The sequence below is a fragment of the Sinomonas sp. B1-1 genome (assembly GCF_050474465.1).
Lineage (GTDB): Bacteria > Actinomycetota > Actinomycetes > Actinomycetales > Micrococcaceae > Sinomonas > Sinomonas flava.
Window position 1 is genome coordinate 98,443 of sequence record NZ_JBCHVF010000004.1, and the last position, 15,051, is coordinate 113,493.

Sequence of the window (15,051 nt, forward strand, 5' to 3'; positions counted from 1 at the left end):
TGCAGATATGGTTAGTTGCTCTTCAGAAGCGCGCTCCGTACCGTCGAGACGTGATCCTCTCCTACCTCGCGGGCCTCGGCGCGAGCCTCGGCCTCATCGTCGCGATCGGCGCGCAGAACGCCTTCGTGCTCCGCCAGGGCATCAGGCGCGAGTGGGTGCTGCCGGTGGTGCTCGTGTGCGCGGCCAGCGACGCGGCCCTCATCTTCGCCGGAGTGGCCGGGGTCGGGGCGGCGGTGCAGAGCGCGCCGTCGCTCCTCCAGGTGGTCCGCTGGATCGGTGTGGCGTTTCTGGTCGCCTATGGGCTCTTCGCGGCCAAACGTGCGCTGCGGCCCAGCACACTGCACGCCTCCGAGGCGCGCGGCAACGGGACGGCGTGGGCCGCGGTCGCGACGGTCCTGGCGCTGACCTGGCTCAACCCCCACGTGTACCTCGACACGCTCGTGCTCCTCGGCTCCCTCGCGAACGCCCAGGGCGACGGGCGCTGGGCCTTCGGTGCCGGCGCCGCGACCGCGAGCGCCCTCTGGTTCCCGACCATCGGCTACGGCGCCCGCTCGCTGAGCGGCTTCTTCGCCCGCCCCTCGGCCTGGCGCATCCTCGACGGCTTCGTGGCCGCGCTCATGGTCACCCTCGCGGCCATGCTCGCCTTCGGCGGCTGACGCACGACGGCGGGTGGTCTCCGTCGTGCGCGCCCGCGTGGGGGCGGCCGCCGGTCGCTCGGGGGCCCACTGGGTCAGGCGGCGCCGGTGCACGCCTCGAAGAGCCTCCCCGCCACGCCTGTCTCCTCGGCGAGGACGGTGGGCTCGAGGCGGAGGCCGTGGCCGGTGTCCGCTGCGGCCATCTGCACCGCGAGCCCCACCGTGGGGCGCAGGGCTTCCGGGATCTGCTCGGCGACGACGACGGGCACCACGACAGTGTGCGGGCTGCGCCCCTGCTCGGCGGCGGCAGCGACCGCCGCGCGCTCCAGCTGCCCCGCATCGGCCACACCCGGCTGGATGTCGACGGCGTAGCGGGTGCCGGTGGCCGGGTCATCGAGGATGAGGGCGTGCACGCTGTGGGAGCGGTGGGCTGCACGGAGGGCACCCAGCCCGAGGATGTCGGGGTCGGCGGCGATCGCGTCACGCAGCCACTGGCCGGCGGCATCCACGTGCGGTGCGGGCCAGGAGGTGTCGAGCAGGACGGTGTCCCAGTGGGAGAGGTCCACGAGCACGACCCGGCCCGTCGCGTCGTCGGCGAGGCGGACGCAGCCTGCGGAGGGAGCGTCGGTGATGATGCCCGTGCGGGTCTCGGTCCCCGAACGGAGTGCGAGGCGGTCGCCCGGCGCCAGCGCGCGGCGTTCTGGCGAGTCGGCTGTGGTGCTCATGAGGTGGTCTCCTGCCGCCGGGCTGTCCCCTTCCCGGCACGCCGACTTTACATGTAAAGAAGTGCTTTCGGACAGGAACTCGCTTCGCCAGGGAAATGTATGTCCCTATTTCTTGCGGCTCTGCGCTGTCTTCTTCGTGTTTGCCTTCTCCAGCGCGTCGACCAGCTCACCCTTTGTCATGTGCGAACGGCCCGGGACGTCGAGCTTCTTGGCGAGGTCGTAGAGGTGCTGCTTCGATGCATTGGCATCGACGCCTCCATGGGTTTCGCGCCGGGTGGTCTTGCCGCCCTTGGCCTGCTCGTCCGACGGGCCCTTGCCTTCCTTGGGCTCCCAGTGGTCACCGACCTTCTCGTGCGTGTGCTTCAGGGCGGAGTAGGCGACGCGGTGGGCCCGCTCCTCGTCGTGGTAGCTCTCCTCAGCTGAATCGTGGGCCTTGGCGAAGGTCTGCTGCGCCTTTTTTCCCGAGCGCTGAATCGTCGAAGGGAGTTCGTCCTTCCTCGCCTTTCCGCTCTTGTCCGTCTTCGGCATCGCGTCCTCCGTTTCGTCGGTATTCGTCAGAGCTCGCTTTGCATGGCTGACTACCCCGAATGGCGCGGGTTATGCGGGCGAGTTCGAGGTCAGTGACCACACCATTACTCAATTGCGTCGAGCCGTTGCCTCCCGCATCAGCCGCTGCAGCACCCTCCGCGCATCCTCGGCCCTGGCCTGCGCCTTGCGCAGTCCAGCGTCTGCCGACGCCTTCTCCTGGACGGCGATGCTGAGGAGGATATCGAGCTCGGCATCGCTGAAGTCCCTCAGTCCAGCCAAGATCAGACCTCCATCCCTCGAGGGGATCGCGCTCGTGCCTAATGGGCCCCGAATAGCCGTGACCCCGGACCCATACCCGCCGCGGCACATTCGGAAACCCCGCGGCAGTCGTCGGAGGGTCGCCTACCGGAGCCGAGTCGGCGCCGTCGTGCGCCAACGCCCTCCGCGCGGCGAGGCTACCGCTGCCGGGCCCCTGAAGCGGGCGGGGGGACGACGGCGGCGAACGCGCGCGCCAATACCGGGCCGGGCTCGCCGGCGGGCGTGACGAGGGCGACGGCCGCGGTCGTCGGCTCCTCGCCCAGCTCGAGCACACGGGTCCCGGCAGGCGCGCCCATCGTGCGCAGCCACGATTCGGGCAGGATGCTGGCCCACGGCCCGGCGCCGACGTGGGCGAGCAGCGTGACGATCGAGTCCGCCTCGAGGCGCGGCGTCGCGGTGAGCCCGCGGGCCGCAAAGGCGTCGTCGACCACCTGCCGGCCCTGCATCCCGGCACTCAGCAGGCACAGGGGCAGCTCGGCGGCGTCCGCCCATTCGACCCGCGTGGGTGCCCCAGGAAGCAGGTCCGCTCCTGCGACGAGCACCTGCCTTTCCTCGTACAGCGGCGTCACGCGCAGGCCGTCGGTGTCCTGCCTGCCGGGGTGGATCACGCCGGCATCGAGGTCGAAGGCATGGATCCTGTCGATGACCTCGGCCGAACGCAGGCTCGTCTCGAGCCGCACCGTAACCAGCGGGTGCTCCGCGCAGAACGCATCCGTCAGCTCGGCCACCGTGGCGGCCGCCGCGGGCACGACGCCGACGCGCAGCTCCCCCGTCAACCCGGTGCGGAGGGCCGTGACCTCCTGACGGAGCGCGTCGTGGTCGGCGAGGATGCGGCGGGCCCAGTGGACCAGCCGCTCGCCCTCCGGGGTCAGGCCCTCGAAAGCGTGCCCGCGCCGCACGAGCGGCACCCTGAGCTCGCGCTCGAGCTTGCGGATCGCCTCGGACAGGGTGGGCTGCGAGACGAAGCACGCACTCGCCGCCCGGCCGAAGTGCCGCTCCCGGGCCAGCGCCACGAAGTACTCCAGTTGGCGGAACAGCATGCGCCCATTGGACCACGCGGGTGGCCGGCCTGCGCCCTCTCGATAGGCGACGCCGATCGACCGGTCGGAATAACCGCTTGGACGCCGGGGGAGCAGGTGGGCGAGGCTGGGAAGGACCCACCCAGGAGAAGATGTGCCGGACTACCCCCTGCCCGCCGCGCCCCAGAGGGCCGCCGCGCCCCGCCTGCCTGCCGCACCACGCTTGCCCGCCGCGCACGACGGCGCGTGGCTGCACGCGTGCCGGGTGGCCCTCGGCCTCGCGGTGCCGGGCCTGGCGCTGGTCCTGGCCGGCAGGCCGGACCTCATCATCTACGCGGTGTTCGGCTCCTTCGCCGGAATGTACGGCCGCGGCGAGCCGCGCTGGCTCCGCCTCCGCCACCAGGCCCAGGCCGGGTCGGTCCTGCTCGCGGGGGCATCGATCGGCATCCTCGTCGCGGCCGCCCAGGCGGGTCCGTGGCTCCTCGTCGCCTGCGCGGTGCCGTTCGCGTACGCGGCCGCGGTGGCGACCGATGGGCTGGGCCTGAACCCGCAGGGCCCGTTCTTCGGGATCTTCGCGCTCGGAGCACTCGCCACCGTCCCGCCGGGACGCGTCTCGCCGACCACTGGCCTGGCGATCTGTGCTGCCACCGCGGCGTTCTCGGTGGCCCTCGGGCTGCTCGGCGGAGGGTCGCCAGCCAGTCCGGTGCGCCACGAGACCGAGCCGGGGCAGTCCCGGCTCGCGCTCACCGCGGCCCATGCGGGCCGCTACGCCCTCGCGACAGCGGCCGCCGGGTCCGCCGGGGTGCTGCTCGGCGTCGACCACGCCAACTGGGCCATCGCCTCGGCCATCATCCCGCTCGCCGCGGCGGACCCAGGGCGCCACCTGCGCCCGGGTCTGCCAAGCGTCCTCCGCCGCAGCGGCCACCGGGTGCTCGGCACCTTCGCGGGGCTCGCGGTGACGCTCGCGCTGTTCGCGCCCGGGCTCGACGCCGCCACGGCGGCCCTCGCCGTCATGGCACTGCTCTTCCCGACCGAGCTGTTCATGGCCCGGCACTACGGCCTCGCGCTCGGCTTCTTCACCCCGCTCATCCTGATGATGACCCAGCTCGCCGCTCCCGAAGACCCCGCCGTGCTCGTGGCGTTCCGGGCGTTCGACACGGTCATCGGGGTCGCGGCCGGCGTCCTCGTGGCCGCGGTGGCGCTGCCCCGCACCCGGGCGAGGGTGCTCGCCGTCGTGCGCTGAGGCGCCACCCACCCCTCGCACGACGGCGCGTGGTTGCCCCCGCGCGCAGCGGGTCTCGAGGGCGACGACGCGCGGCGGCTCCCCGGTGCACGACGGCCGCGACGCCGTCGAGTTCCGGCCGTGCGCGCCACCGGCTCGAGCCGGCCGGTCCCGGGATGGAGGGTGAGGCGTGCGCTCTTCCCCACGTTTCGGCAGAGCCTCAGCTCTCCGGCGCGGCCGAGCCCAGCAGCGGCGCGGGTTGAAGCGTAAAACTGGGGAGGATCGGGCGCGAAAGCTGGGGAGGACCGACACAGCGGGTCGAAGGGACTGGCTCGCCGGCCGGAGATCCCCGCCTCAACTGGAGACGGGCGACCCCTCGACGGGCGAAAGGTGATTCTTCGACGAGGGAAGGAAGAACAGGCTCGCCGCCGCTGCGAAGCACAGCACCGCCGCGGACATCCATGCCGGCAGGTACGAGCCGGACATCTCGCGTCCCCAGCCCGCCAGGAATGCCCCGACCCCGGCGCCGACCATGTGCGAGGCGAAGACCCACCCGAACACGACCGAGGACTTGGCCGCCCCGAAGTGCTCCCGGCACAGCGCCACGGTGGGCGGCACGGTCGCGACCCAGTCCAGGCCGTAGAACACGATGAAGATCCAGAGCGGCGGGTCGACATCCGGCCCGAGCAGTGCGTTGACCGTCAGGAGCGACGCCCCGCGCAGCGCGTAGTACACGACTAGGAGGAGCCACGGCCTCATCCGGTCGGTCAGCCACCCCGACGCCACGGTGCCGATCACGTCGAAGACGCCGATGAGCGCGAGCAGCCCCGAGGCGGTGGTGGCGGGCATGCCGTGGTCGTGCGCGGCGGGGATGAAGTGGGTCTGCATGAGGCCATTGGTGCTCCAGCCACATACCCAGAAGGTGAACAGAAGGATCCAGAACGCCCTCGAGCGCAGCGACTCCCGCAGGATCGCGATCGCCTCCGCGGCGGCACTCCGGCGCACGACGGCGGCCTCCTCCGCCCGCTGCGGCGCGCTGTCCGCAGCGGCGCCGTAGGGAAGGGTGCCCGCCTCGGCGGGCGAGTTCGCGAACGGCCAGGCGAGCAGCGGCACGATCGCGAGGGCGAACACGGCGACGAGCAGTGCGGCCGTCCGCCATCCCTCGTGCGCCGCGAGGTGCACGACGACGGGCAGGAAGACCAGCTGGCCGCACGCATTCGCGGCGGAGAAGAAGCCCATGACGAGTCCGCGGCGGGCGTCGAACCAGCGGTTGGCGACGACCGCGCCGAACACGAGCGCGAGCATCCCGGTGCCGACCCCGATGAAGGCTCCCCATAGGACCCAGAGCTGCCAGGCCGCCGTCATCAACGTGGTCAGACCGCTGCCGGCGGCGACGAGCAGCAGCGCCACGGCCACGACCTTGCGCAGCGTGAACCGCTCCATGAGCACCGCCGCGAACGGGGCGACGAGTCCGTAGATGACCAGGTTCGCGGTCACCGCACCGGAGGTCTCCGCCCGGGTCCAGCCGAACTCGGCCTCGAGCGGCTCGAACAGGGCACCGGTCGTCGAACGGAAGGCGGCCGCGGCCACGAGCGCGAGCAGCGTCACGCCCGCCACGAGCCATGCGCGGTGGATCCCCCGGCTCACGACGGCGGGTGCCGCCGAGCGCTGGGACGTCTCCGTCACGCGCCGCCCTCGAGGACGCGGCGCAGGGTGTCGAGGTCGCTCTGCACGGCGGCGGCGTCGGCCTCGAAGTCCGCGTCCGTCATGTCCTCGGCGCGGCGGAGGTGGAACACGGCCAGGCTGTGCGTGCCGTCGGCGAGGATGCGGAACTGGTTCAGGACCGTGCTGCCGTCCGGCAGCCTGACCTCGTGGTCGAGGATCCCCGCATCGGTGTCCCCCACGAAGCGCACCTCGACCTCCCCCATCGACGACTCGGCGATCCACCGGCCGTGCTCCTCGCGGATGCCTCCCGCGAGGCCCTCGGCCCAGCGGGGAAGGTTCGCCGGATTGCCGGCGAAGGCCGAGACGGCGCGCGGCGACAGCGCGATCGCAGCGCTCAGATGGCGGAACTCTGACACGCGTTCAGGGTACGCCCCCGCCGTCTCGGGTACAGAAAATCGCCCTCCAGACCGTCTCGGGTACGGAAGATCGCCCCCTCACGCGTCTCGGGTACGCGCGCCGGCCGTCCGAGGCGCGCATCCGCCGTCAAGTGCCGCGAAAGGAATATGCCGCCCCACGCTCATGATCCGAGCAGCATGAACAAGGCGCGCGGAGCCCGGCGTACAGCTGGCGCCGCGCGCCTTGTTCAGTCACAGACCGAGAACCCTGCGGCACTCCGATAGGCTTGTCTCTGGCGCTTGGAACCATGCCCGGACGTGGCGGGTACACGGCAGGGAAGGGCGGAACGTGGCCGAGAGCGAAACGGAACTCCAACCTACCCTTGTCGGCGGCAGATACAGGCTCCTCGAGGTGGCTGGCAGCGGTGCGATGGCGACGGTGCATCGCGCGCGCGACGAGGTCCTGGGCCGCGACGTGGCCGTCAAGACGTTCCGGAGCGGCACGGCCGATCCCCGGCACGAGGAGCGCCGCCGCGGGGAGATGGAAGTGCTCGCGCGGCTGAGCCATCCGGGCCTGGTCCGCCTCTACGACGTCGGCACCGACACTGCCGAGGACGGGACTTCCCACCTCTCCTATCTCGTCATGGAGTTCGTGCACGGAACGGACCTCCGGCGCCGTCTGGCCTCCGGCCCCCTCTCCCCCGACGAGGTCCGCGACCTCGGCATCGACCTCGCCTCGGCCCTGGCCTACGTGCACGACCTCGGCATCGTCCACCGGGACATCAAGCCGGCCAACATCCTCGTCCCGGACGCCAGGCCCGGGAGGCGCCGGCCCGCGAAGCTCACCGACTTCGGGATCGCCCGCCTGACGGATGCCTCGCGGCTGACCCTGACGAACACGACCATCGGCACGGCGAACTACCTCAGCCCCGAGCAGGCGCGCGGCGAGAAGGTCAGCCCGACCTCGGACGTGTACTCGCTCGGGCTCGTGCTCCTGGAGTCCCTCACGGGGCGCATGGAGTTCACCGGGGGCGCGGTGGAGGCGGCCGTGGCGCGGCTGCTGCGCGACCCCTCGGTGCCCGATGTGCTCGGTGAGCCGTGGGCGGCGCTCCTTCCGCGGATGACGGCGCGCAGGGCCACCGACCGGCCCGACGCGGCCGAGGTCCTGGCCGTCCTCAAGGGAGAAGCCCCCGCCCTCGGGCCGGTCCAGGACGCCGGGCCGTCCGACGCCGCCACGACCCACGTCCTCGCGTCCGCCGCGGGAACCGAGGTGCTTCCCGCGCATGCGGCCAGCCCGACCCCGCACGACGGCGGCACGCGGGTCATGCCCGCCGGCCGGCAGACCCCCATCACGGCACAGCAGCCGTCGCTCGCGGCACATGCCACCCCGGCTCCCCCAGCATCGTTGGCCGACGAGGACGACGAGGACGACGCCGAGCGGCTGGCACCGGCAGTGCCGCGACCGCGGCGCAGGAACCGGGGCATGGCGTGGCTCGTCGCCGGCGTGCTGCTCGTGGCGGCACTGCTCGTCGTCGTGCCCCTGGCGCTGACCGCGATGGTCTCGCCGCAGCGGCAGCCCTCGCCCTCCGCCCCCGCAACGCAGGAGGCTTCCAGCCCGGCGACCGTGGACGGGCTGCCGTCCGAGACGGCGCCGCCCGACGAGGCTACCGCGGATCCGAGCGCCGCGCCCCAGCCGGACCCGGCAGCCGCCAAGGCCGCGGCGAAGGCCTCCGAGGCAGCCCGCAAAGCGGCCGAGAAGGCCTCGAAGGCGGCCAAGGGCCCCGGCGCCAACTAGTCGCCCCGCCCTCACGACGCTGGGAGCGCCGTCAGCCCTCCCGGCCGGGGACAGGAGCACCGCTGGGCAGGCCGGCGGCGACGTAGGCGTCGTAGAGGGACCCCCAGTCCGGCGGCCCGCCGGGGCCCGGCTCTGCATGCGGCCCCGCGGGAACCGCCCCTCCGAGCTTCTTCTCCAGTTCGGCCAGGCACACATGCCAGCCCGCCGCGTTGCGGGCGGCAGCCGTGTTGTCACCGAGCCAGTTGCGCAGGGTGAGCTCGGCCTCCGTGTCCGACCCTTCGACCAGGAACTCCATGAGGTCCCCTCCCCACTCGAAGGCCCAGCGCCGGGGAGGCTCCCAGTCCACGATCCGCTCGACGCTCGCGGGCTGGTTGGGGTCGCCGCTGAAGGCGATCCTCCCGGTCTCGTGCGTGATGGCCACGCGGGAGGGGAACCAGCCAGCGAGGCCGCCCTCAGTGCTCACCGCCGCCCAGACGGTGGAGGACGGGACGGAGTAGGAGCGGATGAACGTCACCGCGCCGCGCCCCTCGACCTCGGCGTACTGCCCGTCGAGCTCGTCGAGTTCGGCCACGTCAGCCCCCCAGGAACGTCGGGAGCGCGCCGCTGACCCCGTCCGCAGGCGTGGCGCGGATGGTGCGCGGACCGTTCTGGTGGATGTCCGTCCCGTTCTGCGCCCCGACTGTGAGCCTGCCCATGCGTTCCCCTCTCCAATGCCGCACGGGGCCGCCGCGGCCCCGGTCCGCATGCTAGGCACGCACGACGGCGCCGGGTCAAGGGCCGCTGCCGACTCACGGCCGGGCTAGGATCGCCGGGTGGTCGGAACCGAGGGCGGGCAGGCACCGGAGGACTTCTTCGCCGAGCACCCTGAGGGGCTGGCGTGCTATCGCGCCGTCGCGGAGGCGGTCCGGGGGCTGGGCGAGGCCGGCGTGAGGGTGACCGTGAGCCAGATCGCGTTCCGGCGGCGGACCGGGTTCGCCTTCGTGTGGCGGCCGGGCCAGTACGTGAGGAGCGAGGTTCCTGCGGTGCTCTCGATCGCCCTGCCGTATGAGGTGGCCTCCGGGAGGTTCAAGGAGGTGGCCCACCCGGCGCCCCACGTGTGGATGCACCACATCGAGCTCCGGGAGGCGGGCGACGTCGACGACGAGGTCCGCGGGTGGCTGCGCGAGGCGTACGACGCCGCCGGCTGAGGCCATTCCCGGGCACCCTGGCGCCCCGGTTTCCCCGACTCCCGGCGCAGATGGGCCCGCTCAGTGGCGGTAGACGGCGCGGACGAAGAGGTCGAAGGCCCGGTCGGGGAGGAGCCGGCGCAGGAACAGGACGATGGGCGCCCCGCCGGCCACGGGGTAGCGCGGCTTCGGCCGCTCGGACAGGACCGCGTGCAGGATCACCGCGCCGATGGCCTCGGGCTTCGCGGCCAGGGTGCCGCGGTAGGACAGGGCGAACACTCCCGCGACGCGCCGCGCGTACTTGGCGTAGGGCCCGGTCCCGGACCTCGCCAGCAGGGTGTCCCGGGCGATGCCGCTCCACTCGGACCGGACCGCGCCCGGCTCGATGATGACGACGCGCACCCCGAAGGGCCGCAGCTCGATCCGCAGGGAGTCGGAGAGGCCCTCTACGGCGAACTTGGTCGCGTGGTACCAGGTGCCGAGCGGCTCGTAGAACTTCCCGCCCATCGAGGACACGTTGACGATCGTCCCCGAACGGCGCTCGCGCATGCCCGGCAGGACGAGCTGCGTGAGCCGCGCGAGCCCGAACACGTTGACCTCGAACTGCCGGCGGCCCTCCTCGATCGGCACCTCCTCGAGGGAGCCGTAGGAGCCGTACCCGGCGTTGTTGACGAGGACGTCGATGCGCCCGGCCTCGGCCAGGATCGCCGCGGCCGCCGCGGTGATGGACGCGTCGTCGGTGAGGTCGAGCGCGAGGACGCGCGCGCCGTCGTGCACGAGCCCCTGCATGCGCTCGGTGCGGCGTGCCGCCGCGTAGACGGTGAAGCCGGCGGCGAGGAGGGCGCGGACGGTCGCCTCGCCGATCCCGCTCGACGCGCCGGTGACGAGGGCTACCTGCTGCTGCATGGACCCACGCTACCCCCGTACCCGGGAGAAGCCCCGGAGCCCGGGAAGCCCCGTGCTACTCGAGCCCGGCGGCCGTCCACGCGTGCATCCCGCCGCGCACGGAGTAGGCCGTGAGGCCTGCGGCGGCGAGCTGGCGGGCGGCGGCCGCGGAGCGCATGCCCGAGGCGCAGATGGCCACCACCTCGCGGTCCTTGCGGAGGCCGCGGATGCGGCCGGCGAGGGAGTCGAGCGGGATGTGCTGGGCCCGGCGGGCGTGGCCCGTGCGCCACTCGGCGGGGGTGCGGACGTCGACGAGGAGGGCGCCGGAGCGGACCAGCTCGGCGGCCCTGTCTGCGGAGACGGTCGTGTACGGCTTGGCGAACAGCTTGCTGAAGAAGCCCATGGGGTGGCCTTTCGGGACGGGGTGACGGAGGACGGGGTTGCGACTGGGGGTCAGGCGAGCAGCTGTACCGCTCCGACGGCGCCGGTGCCCATGCCGACGGCGACGAGGAGGGTGGCGAAGGCGCGCTGGAGCACGTGCGGGGGCACCCGGTGGCTCAGGCGGGACGCGATGAGCGAGCCGACGAGCGCGGCCGCGGCCAGGTAGCCGAGGGGGACGCCGGCCGATCCGGCGCCGAGGATCTGCTCGCTGTGCTGGAAGAGCCCCGAGATGGAGTTGACCGCGATGACCGGCAGCGACGTCGCGGCCGCCACGCGCAGCGGCAGGCGCAGGATGACGAGCAGCACGGGCGCGAGGAGGAACCCGCCGCCCACGCCGAGCAGCCCGGTGAGGAATCCGACGACGACGGCGGCGAGGACGCTCGGCGCCCAGCAGCGGAGCCGGGCGGGCACGGAGCCCTTCGCGCACCCGGGCTCCCCGGCGTGCTCGGTCTTCCGGCGCATCGCCGCGAGGGCCGCGATCACCGCCAGGACGGCGACGCCGAGCAGCAGGAACGGCCCGGGGACGTTCTTGCCCACCATCGCCCCGAGCGCCGCGGCGGGGGCGCCGAACGCCGCGAAGGTCGCGGCGATGCCCCAGCGGACATGGCGCCATGCGCCGCCCGCGAGGGCGACCACGGCCGCCGCCGTGACGACGAGCAGCGAGGCGGCGACGGCGTCGTGCGCGGACAGCCCGAGCAGCACGAACGCGGGCACGGCCAGGATGCCGCCCCCAGAGCCGAAGAGCCCGATGACGGCGCCGACGCCGAGCGCGGCGAGCAGTCCCAGGAAGAGCGTGCTCACGCCGGGATCTCGACGCGGCGGCCCTCGGACTGCCACTGCATCATGCCGCCGGCCACGCTGTACGCCTCGTAGCCGAGGGACGTCAGCGCCTCGGCGACCCGGCCGCTGCGGTTGCCCGAGCGGCACACGACGCTGACGGGCCGGCCCTTGTCGAGCTCGTCCAGGCGCGCGAGGACCTGGCCCATCGGGATGTGGCGCGCACCTGGGATCATGCCGTCGGCGACTTCGAAGTCCTCGCGGACGTCGATGATCTGGGCGCCCTGTGCTGCTGCTTCGGCGGTCTGCGCGGTGGTGGTCTCGATCATGGTTCCCTCCGGGCTGGTGGTGGTGGTCTGGCCGTCAGTGGCCCTGATCCGAGTATGCGGATACCCACAGGGGTATGTCAAAATACGGGGAGGGGTATAATTCGGAGAGCGAAACCAAGGAGGAACCGTGAACGTGGAACCGGAGAGCATGAGGTCGGCCATCAACCGGCTCAAGCGCGCGCAGGGGCAGCTGAACGCCGTGGTCCGCATGCTCGAGGAGGGCCAGGACTGCAAGGCGATCATCACGCAGCTCTCCGCCGTCTCGAGCGCCGTGGACAAGGCGGGATTCAGCATCATCGCCACCAACCTGCAGGCCTGCATGGCCAAGCCGGACTCCGACCTCGAGGTCGCAGAGCTGGAGAAGATGTTCATCAGCCTCGCCTGAGGCCGCCGGGCGGCGGGGCGGCGTGTGGCAGGCTGGAGCGCATGAGCCTCCGCCGCCTCGCCGCCTCGTCCCGCTCGCACGTCCCGCCGTTCGCGGTCATGGACATCCTGGCCCGGGTCGAGGCGCTGCGCGCGGCCGGACGCGATGTCGTGAGCCTGTGCGCCGGCGAACCCTCGGGCGGCGCTCCGGACCTCGTCTCGGCGAAGGCCGCCCAGATCCACGGCTCGGGCCTCGCCCTGTCCTACACGCCCGCCCTCGGGACCGCCGAGCTCCGCACCGCCATCGCGGGCCACTACCTTCGCTGGTACGGGCTCGACGTCGACCCCGCCCAGGTTGCCGTCACGACCGGGTCCTCGGGGGCCTTCATGCTGGGCTTCCTCGCCGCCTTCGAGGCCGGGGACCGCGTCGCCCTGGCCCGTCCCGGGTACCCCGCCTACCGGAACATCCTCGCCGCCCTCGGCTGCGAGGTCGTCGAGGTCGACGCCGGCCCGGACTCCCGCTACCAGCCCACCCCCGCGATGCTCGACGCCGCGGCCTCCGAGCGCGGGCCGCTCGCCGGCGTCGTGCTCGCCTCGCCCGCGAACCCGACCGGGACGATGGTGGACCGCGAGGAGCTCACGGCGCTGGCGGACTGGTGCGCGGCGCACGACGTGCGGCTCGTGAGCGACGAGATCTACCACGGGATCACCTACCCCGGCTCCGTGGCAGACGAGCACAGCCCGCGCGGGGTGTGCGCGTGGGAACTGGACCGGGAGTCCATCGTCATCTCGAGCTTCTCGAAGTACTGGGGGATGACGGGCTGGCGGCTCGGGTGGATGCTGCTGCCCGAGGAGCTCGTCGGGGCCGTGGACGCCCTCGCCGGGAACGTCGCGCTGTGCCCGCCCGCGCCCTCGCAGCTCGCCGCCGTCGAGGCGTTCTCGGTGGAGGCGTACGCGCAGGCGGACGCGTGGGTTGCGGGGTACGCCAAGACGCGGCAGACGCTGCTCGAGGCGCTCCCGGCGCTGGGATGGGGGCCCGCCGCACCCGCCGACGGCGCGTTCTACCTGTACGCCGAGCTCGGGGACCAGCTCACGCGGTTCGGCGACTCGCGCGAGTACTGCCGGGCCCTGCTCGAGGCCGAGGGCGTGGCCCTCGTGCCCGGGACCGACTTCGACGCCGTCCACGGGTGGCGCGCGGTCCGGCTCTCCTTCGCCGCCGGGCAGGAGGCGGTCGAGAAGGCGATCGAGCGCATCCTGAGGTTCCAGGGCTCCTAGGCCGGTCAGAACCGCGACGAGCTGCCGGCTCCCGAGAAGCTGCCGCCGCTGCTGCCGTAGCCGGTGCTCTGCGACGAGGACCGGGACGAGTTCACAGCGCTGTAGCCGGCGTTGATGCCGTTGCTGTAGGCCATGACATTGATGATCGGGAGCGTCGGGTAGGCGACATCCAGAATGCTCCCGCGGGTGCGGCGGCCCCGACGCCAGTCCTGCGCGGAGCTCTCCAGCTTGCCGCGCATGAGGTCGCGTTCCTTCTCGTTCTTCGCGTACTCGTACATCACCGCGTCGGCATGCCGGTCGAGGAGCTCGCCGACGCGCCTGCGCTCGGCCACGAGGTGGTCCAGTGCCTCGTCCGGGCTGACCCTGCGGTCCTCGAGCCACGCGGCCAGCCGCTCGACCTCGTCACGGGCGTGCTGCGCCCCTGCCCGCAGGGCGGCGGCGGTCTCGGGAGTGCCGGCGGTCTTCGCCTCGGCGAGCATCGTCTCGACGCCGTCGAGCTGCTCGACGAGATCGCCGGCCTGGTTCCGCCACGCCTCGCGCCAGCGCGAGTCGAGGTTGAGCAGGGAGTTCGAGTCGGCGATGGCGTCGTCGAGCCCGTCGAGGGTCTGGCACAGCTCCTCGTAGCGGCGGGCGTCGGCGAGGTTCTTGCCCACCGAGCGCCCCTTCGGGTCCAGCGCGGTGAGCCTGTCGCGGAGCTCGGTCGCCTCGCGGTGCTGCTGCCGGAAGCTGTGCCAGCGCTCGAGCACGAGCGCGCCGTAGGTCGACCTCTCGGGGATCGTCGACGCGTTGAGCTCGGTCTCGTCCAGCCGCATCGTCACAGAGGAGTACGAGCGGTCGCCGCTCTCGAGCGCCTCGGCGAACTTCTTCCGCCGCCACGCCCTGACCCCAAACCACGTGCCGGCGCCCGCGAGCCCCACCAGCCCGGTGACCCCTGCCGTGATGAGGACCGCCGGGGAGAGGTACCACGGCCTGGCGATCCTCGACGCCGCGGACTTGACGCCAGCGATCACGCCGTCGGTCCACTGCGCCTCTCGGAACAGCTGGTGAGTGTCGTCCTGGATGGCGGCCTGCTCGTTCAGGCTGACCTTGCGGTCCTCCCCGAAGTACGTCCCGACCTGCCGCCCGGTGGTGTCGAGGGCGAAGACGAAGAGCCCGTCGGCCCACTTCTGCCTGTCGGACGAGAGCCATTCGGGGTGCCTGTCGCGGGCGAACCGCAGGACCTCCTCGTTGAGGTTGTCGCTCGGACTGCCCGCGCGCGTGAAGACCACGACCTTGGTCGGCTCGTAGAACGAAACCTGCGCGAGCGCGGGATCAAGCTGCGGGCGGTAGAGGGCGCCGGCGGTGTCCTCGACGACCACCTCGGACGGCGGGCTCGCGACGGCGGCCGGCGTCGCGAGCCCGAGCCACCCCAGGAGCACGGCGGCGATCCAGAGGAGCACGACGACGGCAGGCGGCAGCTTCTTCACGATTCCCCCGAATCTCGCCTCGGCGCCGGCCCAGAGGTGGGCCGACG

19 protein-coding genes are annotated in these 15,051 nt (G+C 72.8%); 6 read left to right on the top strand and 13 right to left on the bottom strand.

Going from position 1 to position 15,051, the window contains the following annotated elements:
- Positions 1-50: 50 nt before the first annotated feature.
- The gene (locus tag ACQ5BE_RS09015) at positions 51-656 is read left to right on the top strand and encodes a LysE/ArgO family amino acid transporter (protein WP_430296706.1); all 606 of its coding nucleotides are present in this window, start codon (positions 51-53) and stop codon (positions 654-656) included.
- Positions 657-730: 74 nt separating this feature from the next.
- Here ACQ5BE_RS09015 and ACQ5BE_RS09020 read toward each other — a convergent pair whose 3' ends face one another.
- From ACQ5BE_RS09020 to ACQ5BE_RS09035, 4 genes are all read right to left on the bottom strand, one after another.
- Entirely contained in the window at positions 731-1,360 is a 630-nt protein-coding gene (locus ACQ5BE_RS09020; RefSeq protein ID WP_430296707.1) for a hypothetical protein, read from the bottom strand.
- 105 nt (positions 1,361-1,465) lie between these two features.
- Entirely contained in the window at positions 1,466-1,888 is a 423-nt protein-coding gene (locus ACQ5BE_RS09025) for a ChaB family protein (protein ID WP_344300088.1), read from the bottom strand.
- A 108-nt stretch (positions 1,889-1,996) separates the two neighbouring features.
- Positions 1,997-2,167, bottom strand: a complete 171-nt coding sequence (locus ACQ5BE_RS09030) for a hypothetical protein (RefSeq protein ID WP_413249415.1) — start codon at positions 2,165-2,167, stop codon at positions 1,997-1,999.
- A 176-nt stretch (positions 2,168-2,343) separates the two neighbouring features.
- Positions 2,344-3,246 carry a LysR family transcriptional regulator gene (locus tag ACQ5BE_RS09035; RefSeq protein WP_430296708.1) on the bottom strand — a complete coding sequence of 301 codons (903 nt, stop codon included), beginning with the start codon at positions 3,244-3,246 and terminating at the stop codon, positions 2,344-2,346.
- A 133-nt stretch (positions 3,247-3,379) separates the two neighbouring features.
- On the opposite strand from ACQ5BE_RS09035, the gene ACQ5BE_RS09040 reads away from it, so the two are divergent.
- Positions 3,380-4,468: an FUSC family protein gene (locus tag ACQ5BE_RS09040; RefSeq protein WP_430296709.1), complete on the top strand. Its 1,089-nt coding sequence runs from the start codon at positions 3,380-3,382 to the stop codon at positions 4,466-4,468.
- 333 nt (positions 4,469-4,801) lie between these two features.
- Here the strand turns inward: ACQ5BE_RS09040 and ACQ5BE_RS09045 are convergent, their stop codons facing one another.
- Together ACQ5BE_RS09045 and ACQ5BE_RS09050 are read right to left on the bottom strand one after the other, a co-directional pair.
- Positions 4,802-6,133, bottom strand: coding sequence for an MFS transporter (locus ACQ5BE_RS09045; RefSeq protein ID WP_430296710.1), 1,332 nt, complete (start codon positions 6,131-6,133; stop codon positions 4,802-4,804).
- Positions 6,130-6,528, bottom strand: a complete 399-nt coding sequence (locus ACQ5BE_RS09050; protein WP_413249409.1) for an SRPBCC family protein — start codon at positions 6,526-6,528, stop codon at positions 6,130-6,132. Before ACQ5BE_RS09050 ends, ACQ5BE_RS09045 begins: the two co-directional genes overlap by 4 nt.
- Positions 6,529-6,856: 328 nt before the next feature.
- Here ACQ5BE_RS09050 and ACQ5BE_RS09055 point away from each other — a divergent pair, with 328 nt between their 5' ends.
- On the top strand, positions 6,857-8,302 hold the full coding sequence (locus ACQ5BE_RS09055) for a serine/threonine-protein kinase (RefSeq protein ID WP_430296711.1): 1,446 nt from the start codon (positions 6,857-6,859) through the stop codon (positions 8,300-8,302).
- Positions 8,303-8,333: 31 nt separating this feature from the next.
- Here ACQ5BE_RS09055 and ACQ5BE_RS09060 read toward each other — a convergent pair whose 3' ends face one another.
- Entirely contained in the window at positions 8,334-8,873 is a 540-nt protein-coding gene (locus tag ACQ5BE_RS09060; protein ID WP_430296712.1) for an SRPBCC domain-containing protein, read from the bottom strand.
- Between the two features lies 1 nt (position 8,874).
- Entirely contained in the window at positions 8,875-8,997 is a 123-nt protein-coding gene (locus ACQ5BE_RS09065) for a hypothetical protein (protein WP_430296713.1), read from the bottom strand.
- Positions 8,998-9,114: 117 nt separating this feature from the next.
- On the opposite strand from ACQ5BE_RS09065, the gene ACQ5BE_RS09070 reads away from it, so the two are divergent.
- Positions 9,115-9,489, top strand: coding sequence for a DUF5655 domain-containing protein (locus ACQ5BE_RS09070; protein WP_430296714.1), 375 nt, complete (start codon positions 9,115-9,117; stop codon positions 9,487-9,489).
- 60 nt (positions 9,490-9,549) lie between these two features.
- Here ACQ5BE_RS09070 and ACQ5BE_RS09075 read toward each other — a convergent pair whose 3' ends face one another.
- Genes ACQ5BE_RS09075 through ACQ5BE_RS09090 form a run of 4 tightly spaced genes read right to left on the bottom strand, consistent with a single transcriptional unit; the run spans position 9,550 to position 11,900 of the window.
- Positions 9,550-10,374: an oxidoreductase gene (locus ACQ5BE_RS09075; RefSeq protein WP_430296715.1), complete on the bottom strand. Its 825-nt coding sequence runs from the start codon at positions 10,372-10,374 to the stop codon at positions 9,550-9,552.
- A gap of 55 nt (positions 10,375-10,429) precedes the next feature.
- Positions 10,430-10,756 (bottom strand): rhodanese-like domain-containing protein, encoded by a 327-nt coding sequence (locus tag ACQ5BE_RS09080; protein ID WP_430296716.1) that lies wholly within the window; start codon positions 10,754-10,756, stop codon positions 10,430-10,432.
- Between the two features lie 50 nt (positions 10,757-10,806).
- Entirely contained in the window at positions 10,807-11,595 is a 789-nt protein-coding gene (locus ACQ5BE_RS09085; RefSeq protein WP_430296717.1) for a sulfite exporter TauE/SafE family protein, read from the bottom strand.
- Positions 11,592-11,900, bottom strand: coding sequence for a rhodanese-like domain-containing protein (locus tag ACQ5BE_RS09090; RefSeq protein WP_430296718.1), 309 nt, complete (start codon positions 11,898-11,900; stop codon positions 11,592-11,594). Before ACQ5BE_RS09090 ends, ACQ5BE_RS09085 begins: the two co-directional genes overlap by 4 nt.
- Before the next feature lie 148 nt (positions 11,901-12,048).
- On the opposite strand from ACQ5BE_RS09090, the gene ACQ5BE_RS09095 reads away from it, so the two are divergent.
- Complete coding sequence (locus tag ACQ5BE_RS09095) at positions 12,049-12,285, top strand: metal-sensitive transcriptional regulator (protein ID WP_344300203.1); 237 nt, start codon at positions 12,049-12,051, stop codon at positions 12,283-12,285.
- A 41-nt stretch (positions 12,286-12,326) separates the two neighbouring features.
- Positions 12,327-13,538, top strand: a complete 1,212-nt coding sequence (locus ACQ5BE_RS09100) for an aminotransferase class I/II-fold pyridoxal phosphate-dependent enzyme (protein WP_430296719.1) — start codon at positions 12,327-12,329, stop codon at positions 13,536-13,538.
- A gap of 5 nt (positions 13,539-13,543) precedes the next feature.
- Here ACQ5BE_RS09100 and ACQ5BE_RS09105 read toward each other — a convergent pair whose 3' ends face one another.
- Entirely contained in the window at positions 13,544-15,004 is a 1,461-nt protein-coding gene (locus ACQ5BE_RS09105) for a DUF5129 domain-containing protein (protein WP_430296720.1), read from the bottom strand.
- Positions 15,005-15,051 lie beyond the last annotated feature (47 nt).